Genomic DNA, 22,756 nt, shown 5'->3' on the forward strand with positions numbered 1-22,756 from the left:
TCCCCCTAATTTTGCATAGACTCCTTGTTGCGAACAATTTTAACGGTTTTAACCTTGTGCCCGTCCATATCCTGAACGATAAAATCAAAATCCTTCCATGCTGTTTTTTCATATTTGGCAGGTATTTTTCCGAAAAGATCGAATACAAAACCTCCCAATGTTTCAAACTCATCTACAGGCAGATCATCGGTTTTGATTGTTTCGGCTAGGTCATCCAAATCGACGCGGGCATCGCAAAGCCAAACGCCGGGTGCTATTTCGGTAATATCTTCACCCTCATTGTCAAATTCATCCTGTATGTCGCCTACAATTTCTTCAATGATATCTTCCATACAGACAATACCCGAAACGCCCCCATATTCGTCAACTGCAACTGCAATATGAACATGGCGTCTTTTAAATTCGGCTAAAAGAGCATCAATTCGTTTTGACTCCGGAACAAAAAATGCACGGCGCACTACCTTATCAAGCTCAATTTTTTGATTCTTTGTTAAAAGTTTAATAATGTCCTTAACATAAAGAATCCCTATAACGTTATCAATGGATTCATCATAAACAGGAAAGCGGGAATGGCCGCTTTCAGATATCCTATCTAAAATTTCATCGCTCGGCGTATCAAGGGCTAAAAAATCAACATCAATGCGCGGAATCATAACTTCTTTTACTGCCGTATCGGATAAGTCTACAACGCCTCGTATCATATCCCTTTTTTCGTCATTTAAGCCTTCTTTTAAAATATTGTTTACATTTCGCTTCTTTTTAAATAAGTCTATTATACCCATAACTATGCCCGATAAATATCTATATTTTTATATTGAATAAGCAATTCTTCCTGAAACTTAAGCATTTCCTGTTCTGGAGAATTATCCTCATGATCCATTCCGTTTAAATGCAAAATACCGTGTACAATAAGCCTTTTTAGTTCTTCATTTATTTCTACATTAAATTCGCCGGCATTAAACTTAAGGCTATCAAGGCTTATAACTATATCTCCCGCCATAAACCTCTTTTCTCCGGCTTCGTCAAAATATTCGTCCCCCTGCTCAAAAGAAAGAACATCTGTCGGCGAATCAATATTTCTATATTGTTTATTAAGATTTTGAATAAAAGCGTCATCACAAAACAACAACGAAATATCCCAATTTTTCAAGTTTAGCCCGTTTAGAACCTCAGATATAAAATTTTCAACTTTTACAGGGTCTATAGACCCCGGAGGTTCATCATTAAATGACACACTAATCGAATTAGACATTATTATTTTCCTTTTGAGGCTGTTCCTCATTAATTTCGGTCTCCGTTTTTTGGCCGTTTTTATTCTGAGGCTTTGTTCCATCATCATCATCAATATTTTTTTGATTCGGATATTCTATCCTGGAATGATAGTAACCGGCTAAAATTTTTACAAAGGCAGCTTTGATTATTCTGACTTCACGGAAAGTAAGCTCCGAGTTATCCAGCTGACCGGCCTTGATTTTTCCTGAAACAAGTTCATCTATAAATTTTTCCAAACGGGGAACGGAAGGTTTTTCCAAGGTACGACATGCTGCCTCAACTACATCAGCTAACATTACAACAGCAGACTCTTTTGAGCGGGGCGGTATGCCGGGATAACAAAAGTCTTCTATATCCACATTCGGATCAATTTCTTTTGCCTTTGCGTAAAAATAGGATATACAACTGTTACCATGATGCTCGGCTATGATATCAATAACAGCCTGAGGCAAATGCAGCTGTTTTGCTTTTTCAATACCTATTTTTACATGACTTCTTATTACCGTAGCCGAAAGGCGAGGATTTATGTCCAAGTGCTTGTTATAATTTGTTTGATTTTCTACAAAGTATTCGCCCTGTTCCATTTTCCCTATATCGTGATAATAAGCTCCTACACGGGCTAAAATTGAGTTTGCCCCTATTTCACGGCACGCACTTTCGGCCAAGGAAGCAACCATCATTGAATGGTTATAGGTTCCTGCAACGGTTATAAGCATTTTTTTCATAATGGGTGAATTAAGGTCGGATAATTCCATCAATCTAAAATTAGTCGGCACATTCATCAAGGTTTCCAAAATAGGCAAAAAACCTAAAACAAGAATTCCGCTTATAAAGCCGTTTGCCGCAGAACCAAGCAAAAGAAGCGATTTATCTCCTGCCGAATCCGGAAAAATCAAAAGCATACAAAGAAAAATTAAAGGCTGCACCAAAATTAAACTTGAGGCAGTCTTAATCAGGTCCATCCTTCTGCCCTTAATGTTTACCATACCCGCTCCCACAAGACCCGAAAGAATAGCAAACATGGTCGGCTGAATTTTAAATCCTGTTGCACCGAAAACGGCAAGAGAAAACACAAAAACGGAAAAGACCGAAATTTTTCTTGAAGTTAAAGCCGTAAGCAACATAGTAAAAAAGGTAACAGGTAATATGGGAACAATATCAAGAGGATATGAAAACATTGAAAGTCTTGAAATAAAAAGAACCAAAATATAAATCAAATCGAAAGAGATTAAAACAAGTAACCTAAATTTAAAGTCCAAGTCCTGCCCTATAATTTTTTGAGAAAATAAAAAAAGGCTTGTTATGAGAGATAAACTTAAAAAGACTAAGGCGGCTGCAATCTGTCTAAGGTCTACGTATCTGCCGTCAGCCGCATAGACTTTAAGGCGTGTATAGGCATCTTCAGATATTATAAAACCTCTTTTTATAATCTTTTGATTTTTTTCTATATTTATTTTTACGGGCACAACCTTTTTTAAGGCTTCTTCAACTCTTTTCTCCGTTTCTTTTGCATCAAATAAAATATTAGGGTGAGCAAAGGGCTGTATAATGTTAAAAACATCAATTTCAAAACCTGATTTTTTAACGCTGAAAAGAAAAGTTTTAATTTGCTCTCTCAGATTGTCCGGTAAAACAATATCATTCAAAAATACGCTTATATAGGACTGTTCTTGGTTGACATTTAGACCCAAACTTATCTCAGTATCATTTAGATCCTCAATGCCTGTAAGAGGCATTTCTATAATTCCCGTGTCAAAAAGCTGTTTTAGCACGGTCAACGCAAGAGAGGTAATTTCATCAAAATCCTTAGAATTATATATACGCTCCAAAGCATCTTCCGAAAGAATAACTGGATATTTTTCCATAAACATGAATTTAAAAGCCGTAAAGCTCTTTGACGCATCTTTTACTCCGATTGTATAGCTGACAAATTCGGAGTATTCTCTTATCATTTGTTCGGAAACCGAATTATCTTTATAAAAAACAGCTCTAACGGAGTGTTTAGCTGCAAGTTTTTTTATTTCCGTTGCTTTTTCGTCGACAGCTTCCATATTCCGGTTTGATATTATATCCCTGTCAGCTACCATTCCGATCTCAAAATCTGAAATTGTCAACTTTGAAAGGCCCGAATTTTCATAGGCATTGATATAAATCAATACCGATAAAATAAAAAAACTCACCAAAAGCGAAATTACAAAGGCCTTGTTTTTTTTGAATATAAGGCTTACGGAAGATAATTGTTCTTTTAACTTATTTTGTTTTTTATTCTTTATCATAGGCTGTAATTATTTTTTGAACCAGGGAATGACGGACAACATCTTCCGAAGAGAATCGAACAATACCGATTCCGCGAATTTTCGATAGAAGATTTGCAGCATGGACCAAACCCGAATTCTTAGCCGAACTTATATCGGATTGAGACGGATCCCCGGTTACGATGAGCTTTGAACCTTCACCCATCCTCGTCAAAAACATTTTCATTTGCTCTCTAGTAGTATTTTGAGCTTCATCCAATATTACAACGGCATTATGAAGGGTTCTTCCCCTCATATAGGCCAAAGGTGCTACCTCTATCATATTAGATTCCTCCATCTGGCGTATCAGCTCGAAAGGCATTAAAAGCTCTATAGAATCATAAAGAGGTCTCAAGTAAGGTGTTATTTTTTGAACAAGATCACCAGGTAAAAAGCCTAGACTCTCTCCGGCTTCTACTACGGGTCTTGTAAAAACAATCTTGCGCACCTGTCTCGACATCAACATTTGAAGGGCACAGGCTACAGCTAAGTAGGTTTTTCCCGTACCGGCAGCTCCTAGGCCGAAACTTATATCGTTATTACGGATAGAATGTATAAATTCCAGCTGATGAGGGTTTTTAGGATATACGGAACGTATTCCCCTAGGTATATGAATACAACCTGAAGAAATATCCTGCTTATCGGAAACATTTATTGTGGAAATCAAAGATTCAATATATTCCGATGAGTTTTCGGACTTGATTTCCGAAGAATTCACAGCCTTATCAACCACATGCTGAAACTTCTTACAAACTTCATCATCTGCACTTAGCACGCTCACTTCGTTGCCTCGGCACACGACCGGAACGCCAAGATACTGCTCAAGAAAATTCAAATTTCTGTCATTGGCTCCGCAAAGAGCGGAAAGCACTTGTTCATCTTTTAACACTATTGTATACGCTTCTTCCAAATATAAACCTCTAGTAGTCTATTTTAAATGGAAAAAAGCAGTTCCGTCAAGACCTTTAGACCTTATTTCTTTCAATATTAGGTATAAAATACATAAATTCACGCAAAAAAAGAGATACCGGATTTATCGGTATCTCTTTTAAACTACTCACCGTCTTTTTGGGTTTCGCCGCCGGCATCATCCGTACTGCCGTCGTTTTTCCACCATTCGGTTGAAGTTTCGGTTTGTTTTTTCATTGCCTCTTCTGATAAACCTGAATCTGATGGGGTTTTTGTAATCAGAGCCAATAAAAAGGTTGTTACAAAAAACAAGGCAACAACGACGTATGTAGCTCTTGTTAATACATTACTCGATTTTGATCCGAAAGCCGAATTACTTCCGCCCGAAAAAAGACCGCCTAAGCTGTCGCCTTCTTCATTTTGCAATAAAACCAAAAAGATAATAATCGCACAAATTATGACAAAAAGTACTAACAAAGCAATACCTAAACCACCCATAGTCTAACTCCAAATTATAAAAATACGCCCTATAGAATACAATAAAAACGGAAAAGTTTCAATAGCTCTTGTTAAGTTTTTAGCGTCCTTTTCTAAAAATAACGCGTTTTAGTACGATTGTGTTTGTTTTTCCTACTGAAGCAGCTTTTAAATCTTCAACTTCAAACTTGGAAAAAACATTAGTTCTTTTGTATTCGGCGATAAATTCCATAATAATTTTTTCGCAGTCGGCTTCATTATAGGTATCGTTACTTTCCTCATAAGTGAGATAAAACTCAACCTGATTTTCCAATCCCGGGACATCCATCTTTGTCCAATAAATTACGGCAGTCGGCCTTCCTTTAATCTCAAATTTTTCGGTCTTGGGCTTTACAAGTGCCGGATTTTCGGCAAAAACAGCCAAAACCAATAAAGCCATAATACTAATTGCAAAAAATTTCTTTTTCATGTTAATAACCCTCCAATTTAAGTTATTTTATTATACTGTAAGTATACTGTAAGGTTAAACAACCCTCACAGTCGTTAAGATACTAGCATTTTATGCTCATTTTTTCAAGTAGACGGTAGAAAGCTAAAGCATCAAAAGTAAAAAAGGTTGTTTACTCAATCGTCTTATCTTTTACTCGGAAAATAAGGCTATGGGCAAAAATGTTTTCGCTTTAAGGCCGGCTCCGCCTATTAAGCCCCCGTCAATATTGGGCTTTTTTAAAAGGCCTTCGGCGTTTTCAGGCTTCATGGAGCCGCCGTATTGGATTATCATATCTTTAGCAGCCTTCTCACCGTAAAGAGCGGCTAATGTCTTTCTTATTGAAGAGTGAATGGCATCAGCATCTTCAGGGCTTGCATTTTTTCCGGTTCCTATTGCCCAAACGGGCTCATAAGCTATCGTTACCTTATGCAAATCTTGTGCAGAAACCTCAGCGAGCCCTTTTTTAATCTGCCTTTCGCATACGGCTTCGGCATGACCGGCTTCACGCTCTTCGAGAAGCTCTCCCACACATAGGATAACCTCAAGGCCGTGTTTTAAGGCAAGTTTTACCTTTTTATTGATAAAATCATCGGTTTCTTTATATATGTGCCTTCTTTCGGAATGTCCCAAGATGACGGTTTGAACACCTACATCTAAAAGCTGAAGAACAGAAACCTCTCCCGTATGAGCACCTTTTTCTTCCAAGCCCATATTTTGGGCACCCAGCAAGATATTGGAGCCCTTAAGTACGGCTGCAACATCCTGTAAGAGGGTAAATGAAGGGGCTATCATGTACTTGTTTTTTCCGCTTTTTAGGCCGGCCTTTATTTCTTCTGCAAGGGTTTTGGCCTCAGCCCTATTCATATTCATCTTCCAATTTGCCGCAATATAAAACTTTTTCACTTTTCCTCCTAATTAATCGAGGTTAAAAGACCTCATTCTTCTTAGAACAGGTTATCCCTTTACGGAGGAGTTGTCAAGAAGGTAAAAAATGATCACACTTGCACCTTTGCCTATTTTTGAGTATAGTACATTTATGAAGCAAAGAATCGCATTTCTATACCTTAAAACGGGAGCGGGCCATTTGTCAGGAGCAAAAGCGCTGTCGAACAAATTAATGGATTTATATCCTGATAAGGTTGAATGTCTTCTAAAAGACGGCTTTGACAAGGGTGTTCCGCTTTTTAAGTTCTTTTTTGAAAAGGGTTATCTTGGCACTACAAATTATTTTGAACCGGGATATGTGGCCTTTTATCAATTTAACGGTTTGGATTTCGTTATGAAAGGGTCTAAAAAAATTATAGCTCCATATATTGTTGGAAAATTAGTAGACTTTTTAAAGTCAAATAAAATAACAAAGGTAGTCTGCTTACATCAAATTCTTATAACTCTTTGCCGTGATGCCATAAATAGGGTTAATCCCAATATTTCCTTAATAAGTATCGTTATGGATCCTTTTACCATACATCCTGTATGGTTTTTTGAAAAAAATACCGAGCTTGTAGTTTTTTCTCAAAAAGCAAGGAGAGAAGCTATAGAAAAATACGGTCTGGATGCTAAAAGAATACATCAATTTCCTTTAATGCTTTCTGAACAGTTTGATACCGCTTATAGCAAAGAGCAAATATCTGACACAAAAAAAAGGTTGGGAATTCCTCAAGATAAAAAGATTGTACTTATTGCAGGGGGCGGAGAGGGACTAAAGCAGGCAACCCCTATTGTGCTTTCATTTATGAAAAAATCTACAGATGTATTTTTAATTGTAGTATGCGGAAAAAATCGTCCTCTTAGGCATAGCCTTGAATATTTGATTCAGTTTTCATCTTTTAAAAATATTAAAATATTCGGCTTTGTTTCTTTTATGCCTGACCTAATGAATATAGCAGATTGTGTTATAACAAAGGGAGGTCCTGCAACTCTTATGGAAGCTATTTCCATAGGAAAACCTGTTATTATTTCTACATATATACGGGGGCAAGAACTTGGAAATATGCTGTATATTACGCAAAATAAACTCGGATGGTATATTTCAAAACCTAATGACATTGTTGAAAAAGTATCTGAAATATTTTCAGATGATAAAAACCTTGAAGAAATACAAAGCCGAATAAAAAAAATGAATATAAAAAACGGTCTAAAGGATATAGCAAATTTTATATATAATTTTGGTATCTATTGAAAAAAAGGAGCTTTAAATATATACTTAAAAAATGAAACGATTTAAAATCCTTTTCTATTTTTTAATATGTTTGAATTTGTTTAATCTTCAAGCACAGGATATAACTTCTTATGCTAAAATACTTTACGATCATGATTCGCCTTATTATGATGATTTATATCTTATGTCGCTTGAAAACGGTTCAGTACTGCTTTCTTATAAAAAGCCTCTGTCTCTTGCCGAGATTGCAATATTCTATAAAGAAATAGATCCGGCATATTTATCTAAAAACGGCGAAACATTATACGGAAATCTCGGCACCCTCCTTTTAAAAAATAATATGCTTTTTTCCCATGATAATTTTAATTTTAATACAAATCTTATTTTAGCGCTTCAGGGGCAATACTTTTATAATTCTGATAAAGTACCTGCGGTAGATAAATTTATAAAATACAACCGAATGCCTGCCCCTATTACCGTTCCGATAGAACTTGGGTTTTCCAAATATGTTTATTCTTACACAGATCTAATAATTGGAAAAAATTTTAGCGGATTCCGCTTATCCTATCCTTATACAAATCTACCTCTAAGCCAAACGGCCTTAGACTACCATTTCCCAAAAAAAGCCGGTATATCCGTGGGAAACAGTTTTTTTAATGTACATATGGGAAGAGGACGGCTGAATGTAGGAAAGACCTTAAGCGGCAGTATGCTTATTTCTGACCTACCGGACAGGCATGATTATATAACAGCATCTTTGTTTTCAAAGCATATAAAAATTGATACAACCATTGCAGAATTAAAACCTATGCGTTTTTTTATAACACATGCTCTAAGTTTTAAACCTGTAAAGCAATTTTCAATAACCATACATGAAGGAATAATTCTCGACTCTCTCTTTGATCCGAAGTTTTTGAATCCTCTGGTGGTTTTCCATAATTACGCAGCATGGAAAGAACCATACGTAAATCATACTAATGATGAAAATTCTATGGGCTGTCAATTCGGTTTTGATATTAATATCGTACCGATTAAGGGTTTAAGACTTTACGGACAATTCGGCATGAATCAATTCCAGACCCCCTCGGAACTAAAGGGCGGATACTCTTATATTCCTAACAGTATGGGCGGAATAGCCGGAGCGGAATACGCATTTTCCCTGCCTATAGGTTATCTTATACTCACGGGAGAGTTTATGTATGCTGACCCATGGTTATATATAGGCATGGCAAAAAACATCAGCTTTTACACCTACCGAAAAGAAAATGTCCATGCAGCGGAGGATTATGATAAATCTCTGATAGAGTATTGGCTTGCAAATCCTTACGGGCCTGACAGTATTACAGCATTTTTAAAAGCATCATTAATTATTCCGCACAAATATAAGGCAGACATTACTTATAGATTTGTATCTAAGGGAGAAAATGAAGAAAAGTTTTTTAAGGCAACGGGAGACTACTATCCTTCTGAAAGTAATCCCGAGCCAGCTAAGTACAAAACGCCGTCAGGAAATCCTACATATTTTCACACCTTACAATTGACAGGGGAATATAGTATTTTACAGAATCTTCATATCAATGGAGGTCTATCATGGACAATAGCACACGGAAAAATTAAAGGGTATTCGGTTGACTTTTTATGCGGCATTATTTACTCTATACGATGATTAGATAAACTATTTTAGCAATTAAGGAAATAAATTATGAAAAATAAAATTTTTATCGCTATTTTTATCATTATGGGTCTTTGTGTTTTTTCTCAAGCTGCAGTGGACATCTTTGATCCCTTATATGAAGATATAAGGATATGGGAAAATATAGGTTTACTTAATGATGTATCTTCATTACGGCCTTACCCCTTACAAGAAATAGAAAGAATTTTAAACATTGTTATTGAATCAGGAGCTGAAAAACAAATAAAAAAAGCTCAAGAATATAAAAAACGCTTATTCGGATGTGTATTTCACTATGGAGGTGAGGCTGAATTAGGCATCAAGATTCCTAAAAAACAAAGAGATATTTTGATTGCTCCATTATTGGAGATGAATATTTCCATAAATAGATTACTTACGGCTTCAGCTCATGCCGATTTTAGTTTATTAAATAAATTGCCCAAAGAAGAAGGACAGCCTGCTTTTCAATTTTCTAAAAAAGATATTATGAAAGACAGTACTTCAGTCGGTTCATTTTATCTATTACCTATGTTTAACTCAGGTATTGCGGTAGGTACGCCTGAATATTATTTTACGGCAGGGATGGCTAGAACATCCTTCGGCCCATTTGATGAAAATAATATTCTGATAGGAGAACAGGCCTTTCATTCGGGACAATTTATATTTGTTGTCAACAAAGAAAAATTTACATATAATCAAGCTTTACTGGCTATATCTGCATCAAATGACCGAGGAGGTTCTTATTTTCCTCAGAAATTTACGGCAGCACATTCAATAACATACAGGCCTCTTCCATGGATATCGGTTGGACTTGTTGATATAATCACATACGGAGGCAGATTCGAGCCTATTTACCTTCTTCCTCTTTCAGTATTTTTTGTAGGTCAGAGCATATACAACTTTGCTGACGCCAGTATGCTGGGCTTAACATTCACAGTCAAACCTATAAAAGGCTTAAAAATAGATGTTGTACTCTTGGCTGATGATATAGGATTTAATGAGATAGTAAAATTCAAAAAAGATGCAAAATGGAGAATGGCAGGCCAATTCGGGGTTTCCTATGCAATGCCTAAAGATCATTGGTTCAGCTTTGCAGATATAAACTATACTCTGGTAACGCCCTACTGCTACACAAGTGTTCATAATTATGATAGAACAAAGCCTAACTATGAAAATTATACACACAATGGAGAGCCTCTAGGCAGCAATCTTCCTCCAAACTCCGACAGAATAAAAGTTAAAGCTCAGTTTAGACCTTTAGAAGGTCTTGCAATAAATGTATCAAATACCTTTATCCGCCATGCCAACGTTACGGAAAGTGTCTATGATCCTGTAATACTAAGAGAGTATCTCAAAGAAGGAAATTATTCGACTGACGGCTCGGTCTTTAACCATTCGGCAATAATAGAGCTAAAAGATAATAAAATTAATACCGAACATTCATTCTTAAAGTCCACTCCATTTCTAACCCAACAGACAATTCAATATGTCAATCAGCTTGGATTAGAGGGAGTTGTTAATCTCCCAATCTTAAAATCCGGCGGTTTAATACAATTTAAAATGGGCTATACCTTTGAAGCAAATATAAATCCTGGTGTAAATAACCATATTTATAATGAAAAAATTGATTTTTCGGGTTTAAACGAAGAACAAATAAAAAATAAAACTATAAATGAAGCCAATAGGCAGTTAAAAAAATGGAGAGAGCAAGCGGTCGGAAAAGAGTTTAATCATTACTTTAACATAGGCGTAAAAATCTCTTATTAAGAATCATTTAGCGGTCTTTTGCCAGACTTTATTTTTAATTTTCCATGTGCATAGACCGCTTTTTTCTTCTTTAAATTCGACATCGGCGTAGTACCGGCTGCGGCAGCTCAAAATTGAAAAAACAGGCAGGTTTGTTTTTTGTTTTAAGTTTTCAAGTTGTAAAAATATTGTTTTTGCCTTTGCACCTGCATCACCCAAGATAAAGCCTCCGTTAGCCTCAAAAGAATCGGGAGAATTACAAGGTCTTACAATTAGAGAGCCTGACAAAATCGGCGGATAAATTATAAGGGAGTCAAATTTTTCCCTTGTTTTAAAAATAGGAATAATTTTACGAAAAGGAAAAGGCAAAAGACTTTGAATAAGCTTTTGCTCTTCATAGAGAATGGTCATTAGATTGTCAGGTAAAAAAATACAAGTTTCCGTCATATTTAAAAAGTTCTATTTTCAAAATTTTGAAAAAGCGAAGCATTGAATTTGAGCTCTGTACCTATTGAAGATGGAGGACCGTAAAAGGGCATAATAATAAGACTGTTATCCAAACCCATGAGCTTTGTTTTTAAAATATTTCGAAGGGTTCGCTCCGCATACACATTTGAAGTTTGACCGATCATGCCGGCGGATAAGGAGTTACCTGTAAATACAATATTCTCAATTTGAAATATGTAAGAGTATGATGAGTGTGCAGGAATTGCAAAATATCTTACAGGATAAGCGGCTAAATCTATGCAGCCGTCTCCTCTCAGTGTATTTATTGTTACATTTTCCGAAAAGCAGCTTCCGGCATAAACCTTTGGACTGTAAATTTTTAAAATCGTATTGAGACCCGTTTCATACGGATGCTCAAGGTTATGAGTCAATAAAACGGCTTTAAGATTAAATTCGTTTTTTTCAATTTGATATATCATCTTTTCCGTTATCTTTGCAGGATCAATTATAACAGCTTCTTTTGTAATTTCATTTCCGATAAGATAGGTGTTTGTAAAAAGTTGGGGTGAAAAATGAAGATAAACTTTCATACGAATTCATCTCCTTCCGTAAAAACCGCCTCACGGGTATTGGATGACTTATAAGAAACGCCGTCTTCTTCCGAATATAAAAACAGGGTCTTTTTAAGGTTGCAGTTTTGAAAATAAACGTTTTTTAAAAACGAAAACATAAAACGTGAACTGTATAAATCCGAATCATTAAAGGAAACCTCTTCAGCCCTTATTCCGTTAAAATTATTTTGCAAAAGCTCGGAATTCTTAAAATCTGTGCGGATAATTTTTGCTCCGCCGAATGAGGAAAACTGAATATCGGAATTTTGAAAATTACAGGATTCTATTTCACAAAAATCAAAAAAACACATTCTAAGATGTAAACCACTACAATTACAGTTTTTAAATTTGCTGTTTGAAAAACTGCATCCTGTAAAAGATTTTTTTGAAAAGTCTAAACCTTCAAATTCCAAACCGGATAAATTTAAACTATTCAAAGAATCGGATTTTTTTAAAAGCTCGAGAAAATCTTTGTATTCCGTTTTTTTGTCAAAACTAAACATCTGCTCCTTTTACAGGTTTGGACATATCGTAACCCAGTTCATAATAATGATTATTATTATAATCGAATTTTTTTATTACCTCAAAACCGACTTTTTTTGTGTGTGCAGCAAAGGAGCGTGGATTTGCTTCATTTATAAACGTAATTAAAACAGGGAAACGTTTACTCATCTCCCGTCGGGAGGTTTCAAATAAATTACGTACTACATTTTTTCCACGATAAGCTTTGTCAATGCAAACAGGCCCGTATTGAAACGAGTTTTCGGTTGTCAGCTGTTTGCCAAGATAGTTTACATTCGGAAGGTCTTTAATCATAAATTGGAACATTGGCCATGCCGACCAAAAGTCCCAAGAAGCAGCCATAGCATAGGCCGCAACCTTTCCGTTATCACAAGCTATAGTCAATCCGTTTTCTTTTTCGATAATAGCCTTAAATTGTTCATGGGTAAATTCTGTAGTTACAAAACCGTCCTTTTTATCTTCTTCACTTACAGTAGATACATGATATCTTTTTTGGAGCTCGGCCACCATTTTAATATCTGCGATAGTTGCATTTCTATATTCCATAACTTCTCCTTTGATTTTAATATTTTAAACTTAAAAAAAATATGTTTCAAGTAGTTTTTTAAAACATATTAAAATTTTATGTTTTAAAAAATATAGTTTTGACAAAATAGTCTCTTATAAATTCTTACACGTGTGTATGAGGTAATGCGCCCCCTTGTTCCTTTTTTGTTTTAGTACTATAATGCTTGTAATTATCAATAAAATAGGAGTTTTTTATGCGAAGGGAACATGACTTACTCGGAGAATTGGATATTCCGGAAGATGCTTATTATGGAATTCAAACATTCCGCAGTGTTGAAAATTTTCAAATTACAGGATTAAGGCTCTGTGATTTTCCCGATTTTATTAAAGGGCTTGCTTACACAAAGCAGGCAGCAGCCGAAGCCAACCATGAACTCGGCTATTTAAGTGATGAAGTTTATAAGGCTATGATTCAGGCTTGTAAAGAGGTTGCCGAAGGTAAATTCAACAAAGAATTTGTTGTCGATATGATTCAAGGCGGAGCCGGAACTTCTACCAATATGAATGCAAACGAGGTTATCGCCAACCGTGCAAACGAAATTTTAGGAAAGGCTAAGGGAACTTATTCGCCCTGCCATCCCAATAATCATGTAAACTTTGCCCAATCTACAAACGATGCCTATCCTACAGCTGCAAAACTCGGCATCTCGTTAAATACACCGGCTCTTATAGATGAGCTTAAAGCTCTTGTATCTTCTTTTAGAAAAAAGGCGCAGGAACTTGGAGACAATATAAAGATGGGAAGAACTCAGCTTCAAGATGCCGTGCCCATGACACTCGGCCAAGAGTTTGAATCCTATGCAGCTTCTTTGGAAAGTGAAATCCCTCAGATTCAATTTGCAAGGGAAAATCTTCATACCATAAATATGGGAGCTACCGCAATCGGAACCGGTATCAACTCGGATCCTAACTATACACCGAAAGTTACCTCTCATCTGGCAAAGATTTCGGGTCTTAATCTAAAAGCTGCACACAACATGATAGCCGCCACAAACGATACGTCCGACTTTGTAACATATTCTTCCGAGCTAAAACGCCTTTCTGCAAAGCTTTCAAAGATATGCAGCGATTTACGCCTTCTTTCTTCGGGTCCCAGAACAGGACTTTACGATATAAGCCTTCCTCCGATGCAGCCCGGTTCTTCTATCATGCCCGGAAAGGTAAACCCGGTTATTCCTGAGGTTGTCAATCAGGTTTGCTACAGGGTTATCGGAAACGATACGGCTGTTATCTTGGCTGCAGAATCAGGCCAGCTTGAGCTCAATGTTTTTGAACCTGTTATGATTTATTCTATCTTTGAGTCGATTAAGCTTCTTATAAATGCAATGAAGACTTTGAGGGAAAGATGTGTTACGGGCATTGTAGGAAACTATGAGCATTGTAAGGATAGCGTTCACAGAAGTATCGGCTTGGTTACGGCCTTAAATCCCGTCATCGGTTATGAGGCTTCTTCGGATATTGCAAAGACTGCCTTGCGTGATAACCGCAGTGTTTACGAGCTTGTTTTGGAAAGAGGGCTTCTTTCAAAAGAAAAATTGGATGAGGTTTTAAAACCCGAAAACATGACAAAGCCCAGAAAGCTTTAATCCACGATAGTAATTTCGACGCGTCTATTTTGGGCGCGTCCTTCTTCGGTGCCGTTTGGGGCAATGGGCTTTGTTCCGCCGGCACCCTGATAAATAAACTTTTCAGCCGGTATGCCCCTTTTTACAAGTTTTTCGATGACGGTCTTAGCCCTTTCTTGGGACAGAATTTTTTCTTCTTCCGGCTTACCGACATCGGCTGTATGACCTTCCACAAAAAAGAATTCGCTTTCCGATTTTTTTAAAATCTTTGCTATCTCATCAAGCTTTGCTTCTTCTCCTTTTAAAAGAACAGCCCTATCAGGTTCAAATTGAAGATTTTTAAGCCTCAGCATTGTGCCCCGTTTTGTTTTAGTTACCTCAAAATCTTTATTGGGTTTGATTTCCAGCCTTTCTTTTTGCAAAGGAATTTCTTGTGAGGGCGTTTTTTTTGAGGCGGCTTCTTGTGAGCGGGTGCCTTGTGCAAGGCCGCCTTGTGCAATGGTACTTCCCGTGTAAGAATAAAAATGAAGCAAAAAGCCTCGGTGTTTTAGCCTTTTTCCGTCCGCATAAAAAAACTCTTCATCTATTTTTTCCCGTATTAAAATAGGCCTATTTGTACCGTCAAGGTAGATGTCTGTTTTTCTTCCGCCTTCAGATCTTATAAGTTCATCATCGCCTAGGTTGTCGCTGTGCTTGTAGCGGAGGCCGAATACGGCTTCGATATGATGAACGTTTTGGCCGTTTAAAATAGTTATTCCCATATATTTAAAACCTGCGTTTACGGGTATCCTTGTAGCAGCTTTTTCAGGCTTGGGCCTTACGGCGACGGTACATTTTCCTTCCCAAGTTTTTCCTATGTCCGTAGCCGTAAAAGCTCTTTCGGGCAAAACAGGAAAATTTCTCAAAAGAGGGTAACCCGAATCTTCATTGAAAATTTGAGGCTGGTAAGGATTTTCAATATCTTCTTCCTCTTGTTCGGGAATAAATTTAAATGAAATAGGTAAGATCGAATCGATCGGCAAAGCAGCTTTCAGCCCGTCTTTGCGTGTTTTTTGAAGCACAAAGGCTTCTCCTTCGTAAAGATAGGCATCTTCATTGCCGAGCCTTGTTTCGCTCATGTAGAGCCGTGTTTCTCTGGAAGTAAGCCCTGCATATTTTCCGTCAATGTAGACGGAGTAATCGGCTCTTTCCGTAATGAGTATTTTGCCTTCGGATAAATTTTCTTGCCCTAAAAGAAGATTTAAACAAAAACTAAAGAGAAAGCAGATTAAAAAAAGTTTTTTTACGAAAGTGCGGTTTGCCTTTACGCGCCAAATTATCATTTGTCTTTTCTATAGTTTTTCTATTTCTTCTTTACTTAGACCTGTCATCTGTATTATAAAGTCAATTTTACAGTTTGCTTTTTTCATAAGATTTGCAGTTTCAAGAGCTTTTTGGTGAACCCCTTTATCAATCCCCTGCTCAAGACCTTGACGATAACCTTCACTTATACATGATGCTCTGTCATGCTCGTATTTCATACGGGAATCATATAGCCATTTATCTCTAGGGCTCATTTCCATTACTTCTATCGTCGCATTTGCTTTTCTCATCATCGGCGATTCTTGTGCTAACATGTTTCTCACCTCCGGATTATCAATTAGGAGAGGAAAGACAACCCGACAGAACAGGTTTGCCTTGAAGCTGCGCTGGCTGTACCTTTCCTCCCCTATAACCCCTCCTATCTTTTCCGTCTGCCAAAGGGAGAACCCTTTGGAAACCCCTTCTTAACTTTTGATATATTAAAGTATATTACCATTATTATAATAACATTCGGTTAAAAATTTTACAATAGTCTTGACCTTGTTTTATGTTTTCGTTGTACATTTTAGACCAATAATACAGGGTTCTTTCAGGAAAATCAAAATGCCAACTGTTTTGAATTTCAATGTCGACAAAGGTTCCATCTTTTAGTCTTAACTTGATGTCCAAGATACCGAGTTTTTCACTTAAAATCTCCTTATGAAACTCCTTATCCAAGAGCTCCAAACCTGCGATATCCTCAGGCGGAATTTCTAAGATACACTCCAATAAATCCTGTAGTACATCCTTGTTTTCCTCAACTCCGAATACACGCTTAAATGCGTAGTCGTTACGGAGAGTTAGTTTAAACAATTTTTTCATTTTTTGCTCCAATAAAATTACTTAAAAGAAGAAAAATTTTTCTCCTCTCATAATTATTATAGAAATTGTTTGCAATAAATAGTAAAATTCCGCACTTGAAATCGGCAGGGAAATATGATAAAATCGCCGTCTTGAGCAATAGGTCTTAAAGCATGGAATACTTTGATGATGATTATTTTGACGACGAAAAAATATACCCCCTGGACCCTAAAATGGTTTCTTCTCTTTTGGAGGAGGACGGACCCCTTGCTTCATTTTTTGAAAAATACGAGGCCCGTGAGCCGCAGCTTGCTTTAACAAAATCGATTTGCCGCTGTTTTAATGAAGAGGCTATAGGAGTCTTTGAGGCCGGTACCGGAGTAGGGAAGAGCCTTGCTTATCTTTTGCCTGCAATGATGTGGGCAAAACAAAATAAAAAACGCGTTGTAATTTCGACGGGGACTATAAATTTACAGCAGCAGCTCATCGAAAAAGATGTTCTTACTGCAAAGAAAATTTTGGGCAAGAGCTTTCAGGATATGAAGGCTTGCCTTGTAAAGGGTCGGCATAATTTTTTATGCTTACGCAGAATGACTCAGGCATTAAGGGAGAACGATTTTTTTACTGAGGGGCAGGAAGAGCTTGACAAGATAAAAGAATGGGCAACCGAAACAAAAGACGGCAGCCGCTCGGATCTTGATTTTATGCCGACGGAAAAAGTTTGGTCTACTGTTTGTTCCGAACCCGACAACTGCCCGATGAATAAGTGCCCTTATTTTTCGGGCTGCTTTGTGATGAAGCTGAAAAGAGAAGCGGAAAACTCCTCCATACTGGTTGCTAATCATCACATCTTATTTGCAGACCTTTCAGTTAGGGCAGAAGGCTTCGGCTATCAGGGAACGGCAGTTCTTCCTTCTTATGACAATATAATAATCGATGAAGCTCACGGAACAGAAGATGCGGCACAAAGTTTTTTTTCGAGCGATATTTCCCGATTTGCCTTACACAAGCAAATCAACTTACTTTATAGATTTAGGCGGGGAAAGCAGGCAGGCATTTTAAGCGGCATAGTTTCAATATCCAAAAAGGCGGAACTCTTTACCGAAATCATAAACCTTCTTGAAGTTTCTGTGGCTTCTTTTAATATTCTTGAAGAACAAGCCTTGCAAGTTCTGCAAAGCTATCAGTCAAAAAGCCTTGCACAAACTTCAAGCGATGAAAAAGAAAAACTCTTATCTTCTGTAGACAATTTTTTTAAAAACATAAACAATCTAAACATAAAACTTGAAAGCCTTATCAATGCAGCTGATGGAGAAGATGATGAAGAAGGCTATATAAGAGACGGTTTTGTAATTCTTCGCCGCTTAAAAAAAATGGCTTCCGTAATGGAAAACTTTTTAAACAGTCGAGAGTTCCCGGACGATGTTTTTTGGTTTGAAAAAATAAAAACCTCTCAAGGGGAGGCTGTCCGCTTTATTCAGACACCGTTAAATTTGGCCCCGATAATGCGGCGTTCGGTTTTTATGCCAATGGCAACCGTCATCTGTGTTTCAGCTACCTTAAAAATCGGAGACGATTTTAACTTTTGGCTTAACAGAAACGGCCTTTATAATTTTACCGAAAAGAAAATTATAAAAGATTTTTTCCCTTCTCCTTTTCCGTACGAAAAAAATGTTGTCTTTAATATTCCGACAGATATGCCCATGCCTGATGAAAACAATTTTCAAGATGCCGTAAACGAAACCGTCCTCGCCTTATTGGAAATAACTCAAGGCAAGACCCTTATTTTGTTTACGTCTTATGATTCTCTTCAAAAAACTTGCGAATATGTAAGAGAGCATATTGATGAAAAAATAAAGATTTTAAAACAGGGCGAGGCTGATAGAATGCAGCTTTTATACGAATTTAAAGATGATGTTACAAGCTGCCTTTTTGCTACTTCGTCTTTTTGGGCAGGGGTGGATGTGCCGGGAGAATCCCTTTCCCATGTAATTTTGATAAAACTTCCCTTTGCGGTTCCGACCGAGCCCATATTTAAAGCAAGGGCTGATTTGATAGAAAGATCGGGCGGAAATTCCTTTATGCAGCTGAGTGTTCCGGAAGCCGTTGTACAATTTAGGCAAGGCTTTGGACGGCTCATGCGTTCCAATACCGACAGGGGTATAGTTACCGTCTTGGATAAAAGAATTTTGGTAAAGCGTTACGGTTCAATATTTATTCAAAGCATTCCGCAGACGATTCAATGTTTTTCCGAAACAAAAGCCGTATTGAACAAAATAGAAGATTTTTTGTATAATGAGTAGATTGTTTATATGCGTTATTATAGGGGTAGGAAATGAGTGCTATTATTGCGATTTTATGTTGTTTGGTAATCTTATCATGGAGGGCAATGCTGATTGGCCTATGTCATTCCGTTTACAGACGGGGCTGTGATTGGGTTAATAGCGAAGTAATTGTAAGACCTGCTCCGAGATTACTGTTTGCGGTTTTTAAACAATATATCGGTTTTAAGTTTGAAGGAGATTATACCCTTACGGATCAGCTGCCTGAGCAGTATTTGGTTATATCCAACCATCAAAGTCTTTTAGACATAGTGGTTCACATGAACTATTATAATGGAACGCGTCTCCGCTTCGTTTCAAAAGAAGAACTCGGGCGTAATGTTCCCCTGGTTTCTCCTATGCTTAAAAGCGGAAAACATTGTTTGGTAAAAAGAACAGGAAGTCCGATGCAGGCTATGAAGGCTGTCGATAAATTTGCAGACTATGTTGCAAAAAACAATCTTATTCCCGTTATCTTCCCCGAAGGTTCCCGCTCAAAGGACGGTAATTTAAAAACTTTTCATGCGGCCGGGTTCCGCCGGTTTTTAAATGCGGCTCCAATGCCTGTAGCAGTCTGTGCCGTTGACGGAGGCTGGAAAATATCTTCGCTGACCCGTATGGCAAAAAACCTAAAAGGCGGCGCATACAGGATTAAACTTTTAAAAATTTATGATGCTCCTCAAACAAAGGAAGAACAGATTAAGATTCTTGAAGAAGGGAAAGCCCTCATACAGGCCCAGCTTGATGAGTGGCGTAAAGCCGATAAAAAATAGGACTTAACTGCTTTAAGTTTTAACCTAGAATTTTATTTGTATAATAGCTTTAAATTTTCCTATCTTTACTTTTTCAAGAGGATGAGCGTATTCCATACCGATATTTGCGGCTGTGCTTATGGTCATATAAAGTTTGCCGTAAACCGACTGATAAATATCGGCCGTGTTTTTTCCTGCGTCTAAAAAGTTAAAGATTGCTCTGTATCCTGTTGTAATATTTAGCCTGTTAAAAAATATTGGAAGCCATGAACTTCCTGTTTGAATATCGTAACTTAAAAGATTTACCTCTCCTTCAAAGCCGAAGCCGTAATTTAATTTTCCCGGACGGATAAGTTTTTTTACGTTTTCATATTCGCTCATATCCGGAAGATAAGATGCCATGCCCATCAAAGCCGTGCTGTTAAAAAATCCGTAACTGTCGGTATGAGGACTTGCAAAAGAATTATATCCTAAATATGAACTTAAATTTAATTTAACCGGAACTACCGGCGGTCTAAAGCCGGCAAAGACCTGAAAAACTGTGGCATTTGTTTTTGAAGGAAAATGAAAGCCGTGTTTTAATCCGGCCGCTGCCTGAAACATTATAAAGTCTTTTGTAAAAAAATTCGTATTTAATTTTTGAGAAGATTTTTGATAAGTATAAACAGCCGACAATTCTTCGGATAGGACGGGGTTTCCTAATTTTTGTTCATAGAGAGTTTTTGCTCTTTTATAGGAAGAATCAAAAAAGCTGAACCCCTCAATCGATAAACCGGCTTTTCCCGAAACATTATGATAAAAAGAATTCAAAGGAAAAAACAATTCGCTTTCTATGCCGCTTCCGATTTTTCTATATTTAAAAGATTTATTTTCATCATAAAATTTAATCCTGATATCGGCAGGCCTTGTTTTCGCTTTGAGCAAAACGGATGTTTCATAAAAGAAAGGTTTAAAATAAAAAAGAGAAAGATTTTCAAAATATAAAAAGTTAGTAGGATCATTCCAATATAATTTTATACCGATAGGTACGGCTTTGCTTTCTTCTAAGAGCCCCGAAAAATCAATGATGGGCAGGGGAAAGGGTTTATGCATCCACGAAAAATAACTGTATTTATTTTTAGTTAAAATCTCGGTATTAGGAATTTTTGTTTTAGTTTCCTGAGCTGAAATATCAAAGTCCTTTAACGAAACTTTTCTGCCGGTATAAAGGGAAGCATCTGTTTTGTATAAGGAATTATACTTCGTAAAAATACCTACATAAATAACTTCGTATTCTTTAGTATCTTTTTTTCGGCTTACAATCGGAAAAAAAGTACCTCCGGAAATATCTTTTTCTAAAACGTTTAATTCATTTGTTTTTAAATTAAAAAAAGCCGACCTATAAAGATTATTTTTACCCGCCCATGAAAAACTTAAAATAGGTTCTTCTTCCGAATTGTTGCTTTGCAAATACCTTATTGCAGGAAGCGGATTTTCGAATTCAAGTTTTTGTATTTTTTTTGAAACCGTATCGATTATCAGAATATCGCGGTTTATTCCGTTGGCGGCAATGAGGGCAATTTTGTTTTTGCCTGCAAATACCGGATTATAAAGTGCCGAATAAGGAAGTCCCGGCCCGGCCTTTAAAAGGCCGGTCTTTTCAAAAGATTTTTGATCGATTAAAACAAGCTCCGAAAACTGACTCTGTATTTCGATTCCGCAAATAGTTTGTCCGCAAAAAGATGCGTATCTTAATGACTGATATTCTTTACCTAAAAACTTTTTTTTCTGCATATCGAAGATGATAGCCCTATTGTGTTCGCCGAAAGGGGTATCTACTAAGTCGCTCACTAAAAGAAATTTTCCGTCTTGTGAAAAATTTAAAAAAGAAAGAGTCGGGTTTGCCGTAAAAAGTTTTTCTTCTTTTCCCGAATTATCAAAAAATATTACGTTTTTTGTTGTAAAATCAAAACAGGCAAAGCCCTTACTTGTTCTTGCCGTAATATTAAATCCAGATACTTCTTTAATCGGCTCTTGCGGCATGATAGCCTTTTCGGGAAATTGAATGGATTCCAAAAAATTGTTCCAAAGTTTATCAAGTTCCCTGTCAAAAATTTTCTTTGTCTTACTCTTTGGGAAAGACGAAAGAGGATTAGCCCAGTATTTTGCATAGGTTTCCATTCCGTAAATTTTTTGAAGATATTCGGCAAATGCTCCGCCGTAAATATAAGGCCAAAGTCCGCCGGGGTAGACATCTCGCGCTCCGGCTGCTTGTTTCCATGAAGGGTTTGCATTTTCAATCCTGCCCTGCATTAAGCTGTGCATTATTAACGGATCATTCAGCCTGCCTTGGTCATCATTCATACTTTCGTAAGAAACTGCAACACCCTCAGTAAAGGACATGGGGAGGAGAGGCAAAAAATATGTGAGAGAAATTGCATGGGTTAATTCATGGTAAAAGACCTTTAAGATTATATCGCTTAAATTGCTTAGCTGACCTTCTTCAGGCGTAGTATCAAAAAGAACTATCCTGCGGTACGGGAAAAAAGTATAATAACCGTTTAAGGCCTCTTTTCCGGCTTGAATGTAGACGGGCATCCTTTTTGGAATTTTACGGTTTAGTTTTTTAGAAATTTCCTCGGCAAAGCCGTCGCCGTATTCTGCAATTAGGGCTGCCGTTTTTTCCGATACGGGAGAATAAATTATATCGAAGTACTTCGTTTTTTGAACAAGAAGATTTTGAGCATTTAGGTGTATAAATATACCGATTAAAAAGAAAATAAAAACGGTTTTTGTTTTGAATTGCATATTTTGCAATTATGCGTAAAAAAA

General features: G+C 37.0%; 19 protein-coding genes and 2 pseudogenes. 6 read left to right on the forward strand and 15 right to left on the reverse strand.

What is annotated here, in order from left to right; all coding sequences use genetic code 11:
- Positions 1–5: 5 nt before the first annotated feature.
- From E4N74_RS02945 to tpiA, 7 genes are all read right to left on the reverse strand, one after another.
- Positions 6–782 (reverse strand): hemolysin family protein, encoded by a 777-nt coding sequence (locus tag E4N74_RS02945; protein WP_255806098.1) that lies wholly within the window; start codon positions 780–782, stop codon positions 6–8.
- 2 nt (positions 783–784) lie between these two features.
- The gene (gene ybeY, locus E4N74_RS02950) at positions 785–1,252 is read right to left on the reverse strand and encodes an rRNA maturation RNase YbeY (protein WP_044978985.1); all 468 of its coding nucleotides are present in this window, start codon (positions 1,250–1,252) and stop codon (positions 785–787) included.
- The gene (locus tag E4N74_RS02955; RefSeq protein WP_044978986.1) at positions 1,245–3,548 is read right to left on the reverse strand and encodes an HD family phosphohydrolase; all 2,304 of its coding nucleotides are present in this window, start codon (positions 3,546–3,548) and stop codon (positions 1,245–1,247) included. Before E4N74_RS02955 ends, ybeY begins: the two co-directional genes overlap by 8 nt.
- A complete protein-coding gene (locus tag E4N74_RS02960; protein ID WP_044978987.1) occupies positions 3,535–4,476 on the reverse strand; it encodes a PhoH family protein in 942 nt (313 codons plus the stop codon). The genes E4N74_RS02955 and E4N74_RS02960 overlap by 14 nt, the downstream gene beginning before the upstream one ends.
- A gap of 143 nt (positions 4,477–4,619) precedes the next feature.
- Entirely contained in the window at positions 4,620–4,973 is a 354-nt protein-coding gene (gene secG, locus E4N74_RS02965) for a preprotein translocase subunit SecG (protein WP_255818776.1), read from the reverse strand.
- Positions 4,974–5,052: 79 nt separating this feature from the next.
- Positions 5,053–5,421 (reverse strand): hypothetical protein, encoded by a 369-nt coding sequence (locus tag E4N74_RS02970; protein WP_044978989.1) that lies wholly within the window; start codon positions 5,419–5,421, stop codon positions 5,053–5,055.
- A gap of 171 nt (positions 5,422–5,592) precedes the next feature.
- Positions 5,593–6,345 (reverse strand): triose-phosphate isomerase, encoded by a 753-nt coding sequence (gene tpiA / locus E4N74_RS02975; RefSeq protein WP_255818778.1) that lies wholly within the window; start codon positions 6,343–6,345, stop codon positions 5,593–5,595.
- A gap of 133 nt (positions 6,346–6,478) precedes the next feature.
- On the opposite strand from tpiA, the gene E4N74_RS02980 reads away from it, so the two are divergent.
- From E4N74_RS02980 to E4N74_RS02990, 3 genes are read left to right on the forward strand one after another with little or no spacing between them, the layout of a single operon-like run.
- On the forward strand, positions 6,479–7,621 hold the full coding sequence (locus E4N74_RS02980) for a glycosyltransferase (RefSeq protein WP_338113406.1): 1,143 nt from the start codon (positions 6,479–6,481) through the stop codon (positions 7,619–7,621).
- Positions 7,622–7,652: 31 nt separating this feature from the next.
- Positions 7,653–9,266 carry a hypothetical protein gene (locus E4N74_RS02985; RefSeq protein WP_255818782.1) on the forward strand — a complete coding sequence of 538 codons (1,614 nt, stop codon included), beginning with the start codon at positions 7,653–7,655 and terminating at the stop codon, positions 9,264–9,266.
- Between the two features lie 36 nt (positions 9,267–9,302).
- Positions 9,303–11,039 (forward strand): hypothetical protein, encoded by a 1,737-nt coding sequence (locus E4N74_RS02990; protein ID WP_255818783.1) that lies wholly within the window; start codon positions 9,303–9,305, stop codon positions 11,037–11,039.
- A gap of 3 nt (positions 11,040–11,042) precedes the next feature.
- On the opposite strand, the gene E4N74_RS02995 is transcribed toward E4N74_RS02990, so the two are convergent.
- From E4N74_RS02995 to E4N74_RS03010, 4 genes are read right to left on the reverse strand one after another with little or no spacing between them, the layout of a single operon-like run.
- Positions 11,043–11,465, reverse strand: coding sequence for a hypothetical protein (locus E4N74_RS02995; RefSeq protein ID WP_044978993.1), 423 nt, complete (start codon positions 11,463–11,465; stop codon positions 11,043–11,045).
- A 2-nt stretch (positions 11,466–11,467) separates the two neighbouring features.
- Positions 11,468–12,055 carry an MBL fold metallo-hydrolase gene (locus tag E4N74_RS03000; RefSeq protein ID WP_255818785.1) on the reverse strand — a complete coding sequence of 196 codons (588 nt, stop codon included), beginning with the start codon at positions 12,053–12,055 and terminating at the stop codon, positions 11,468–11,470.
- The gene (locus E4N74_RS03005; protein ID WP_044978995.1) at positions 12,052–12,579 is read right to left on the reverse strand and encodes a pentapeptide repeat-containing protein; all 528 of its coding nucleotides are present in this window, start codon (positions 12,577–12,579) and stop codon (positions 12,052–12,054) included. The genes E4N74_RS03000 and E4N74_RS03005 overlap by 4 nt, the downstream gene beginning before the upstream one ends.
- On the reverse strand, positions 12,572–13,144 hold the full coding sequence (locus E4N74_RS03010) for a GNAT family N-acetyltransferase (protein WP_044978996.1): 573 nt from the start codon (positions 13,142–13,144) through the stop codon (positions 12,572–12,574). Before E4N74_RS03010 ends, E4N74_RS03005 begins: the two co-directional genes overlap by 8 nt.
- Positions 13,145–13,359: 215 nt before the next feature.
- Between E4N74_RS03010 and E4N74_RS03015 the strand changes: the two genes are divergently transcribed.
- Entirely contained in the window at positions 13,360–14,751 is a 1,392-nt protein-coding gene (locus E4N74_RS03015; RefSeq protein WP_255818787.1) for an aspartate ammonia-lyase, read from the forward strand.
- Here the strand turns inward: E4N74_RS03015 and E4N74_RS03020 are convergent.
- From E4N74_RS03020 to E4N74_RS03030, 3 genes and pseudogenes are all read right to left on the reverse strand, one after another.
- Positions 14,748–16,052 carry an OmpA family protein gene (locus E4N74_RS03020; protein ID WP_255818788.1) on the reverse strand — a complete coding sequence of 435 codons (1,305 nt, stop codon included), beginning with the start codon at positions 16,050–16,052 and terminating at the stop codon, positions 14,748–14,750. The genes E4N74_RS03015 and E4N74_RS03020 overlap by 4 nt on opposite strands.
- 9 nt (positions 16,053–16,061) lie before the next feature.
- Positions 16,062–16,367: pseudogene (locus E4N74_RS03025) on the reverse strand (PD-(D/E)XK nuclease family transposase); the annotation flags it as partial.
- 184 nt (positions 16,368–16,551) lie between these two features.
- Positions 16,552–16,893: pseudogene (locus E4N74_RS03030) on the reverse strand (Rpn family recombination-promoting nuclease/putative transposase); the annotation flags it as partial.
- 152 nt (positions 16,894–17,045) lie between these two features.
- On the opposite strand from E4N74_RS03030, the gene E4N74_RS03035 reads away from it, so the two are divergent.
- Positions 17,046–19,175 (forward strand): ATP-dependent DNA helicase, encoded by a 2,130-nt coding sequence (locus tag E4N74_RS03035; protein ID WP_255818790.1) that lies wholly within the window; start codon positions 17,046–17,048, stop codon positions 19,173–19,175.
- 32 nt (positions 19,176–19,207) lie between these two features.
- Positions 19,208–19,966, forward strand: coding sequence for a lysophospholipid acyltransferase family protein (locus tag E4N74_RS03040; protein ID WP_255806111.1), 759 nt, complete (start codon positions 19,208–19,210; stop codon positions 19,964–19,966).
- Between the two features lie 24 nt (positions 19,967–19,990).
- On the opposite strand, the gene E4N74_RS03045 is transcribed toward E4N74_RS03040, so the two are convergent.
- Positions 19,991–22,732 (reverse strand): hypothetical protein, encoded by a 2,742-nt coding sequence (locus E4N74_RS03045; protein WP_255818793.1) that lies wholly within the window; start codon positions 22,730–22,732, stop codon positions 19,991–19,993.
- Between the last annotated feature and the right edge of the window lie 24 nt (positions 22,733–22,756).

The sequence above is a fragment of the Treponema putidum genome (genome assembly GCF_024401155.1).
Taxonomy (GTDB): Bacteria; Spirochaetota; Spirochaetia; order Treponematales; family Treponemataceae; genus Treponema_B; species Treponema_B putidum.

Bases quoted from the DNA above. Each gene is read 5' to 3' on its own strand.
- E4N74_RS02980 (WP_338113406.1), top strand. From the start codon at position 6,479: ATGAAGCAAAGAATCGCATTTCTATACCTTAAAACGGGAGCGGGCCAT.
- E4N74_RS02945 (WP_255806098.1), bottom strand. From the start codon at position 782: ATGGGTATAATAGACTTATTTAAAAAGAAGCGAAATGTAAACAATATT.
- E4N74_RS03015 (WP_255818787.1), top strand. From the start codon at position 13,360: ATGCGAAGGGAACATGACTTACTCGGAGAATTGGATATTCCGGAAGAT.
- E4N74_RS02995 (WP_044978993.1), bottom strand. From the start codon at position 11,465: ATGACGGAAACTTGTATTTTTTTACCTGACAATCTAATGACCATTCTC.
- E4N74_RS03000 (WP_255818785.1), bottom strand. From the start codon at position 12,055: ATGAAAGTTTATCTTCATTTTTCACCCCAACTTTTTACAAACACCTAT.
- E4N74_RS02955 (WP_044978986.1), bottom strand. From the start codon at position 3,548: ATGATAAAGAATAAAAAACAAAATAAGTTAAAAGAACAATTATCTTCC.
- E4N74_RS03010 (WP_044978996.1), bottom strand. From the start codon at position 13,144: ATGGAATATAGAAATGCAACTATCGCAGATATTAAAATGGTGGCCGAG.
- E4N74_RS02970 (WP_044978989.1), bottom strand. From the start codon at position 5,421: ATGAAAAAGAAATTTTTTGCAATTAGTATTATGGCTTTATTGGTTTTG.
- E4N74_RS02990 (WP_255818783.1), top strand. From the start codon at position 9,303: ATGAAAAATAAAATTTTTATCGCTATTTTTATCATTATGGGTCTTTGT.
- E4N74_RS02985 (WP_255818782.1), top strand. From the start codon at position 7,653: ATGAAACGATTTAAAATCCTTTTCTATTTTTTAATATGTTTGAATTTG.
- ybeY (WP_044978985.1), bottom strand. From the start codon at position 1,252: ATGTCTAATTCGATTAGTGTGTCATTTAATGATGAACCTCCGGGGTCT.
- E4N74_RS03035 (WP_255818790.1), top strand. From the start codon at position 17,046: ATGGAATACTTTGATGATGATTATTTTGACGACGAAAAAATATACCCC.
- E4N74_RS03040 (WP_255806111.1), top strand. From the start codon at position 19,208: ATGAGTGCTATTATTGCGATTTTATGTTGTTTGGTAATCTTATCATGG.
- E4N74_RS03020 (WP_255818788.1), bottom strand. From the start codon at position 16,052: ATGATAATTTGGCGCGTAAAGGCAAACCGCACTTTCGTAAAAAAACTT.
- E4N74_RS03045 (WP_255818793.1), bottom strand. From the start codon at position 22,732: ATGCAATTCAAAACAAAAACCGTTTTTATTTTCTTTTTAATCGGTATA.
- secG (WP_255818776.1), bottom strand. From the start codon at position 4,973: ATGGGTGGTTTAGGTATTGCTTTGTTAGTACTTTTTGTCATAATTTGT.
- E4N74_RS03005 (WP_044978995.1), bottom strand. From the start codon at position 12,579: ATGTTTAGTTTTGACAAAAAAACGGAATACAAAGATTTTCTCGAGCTT.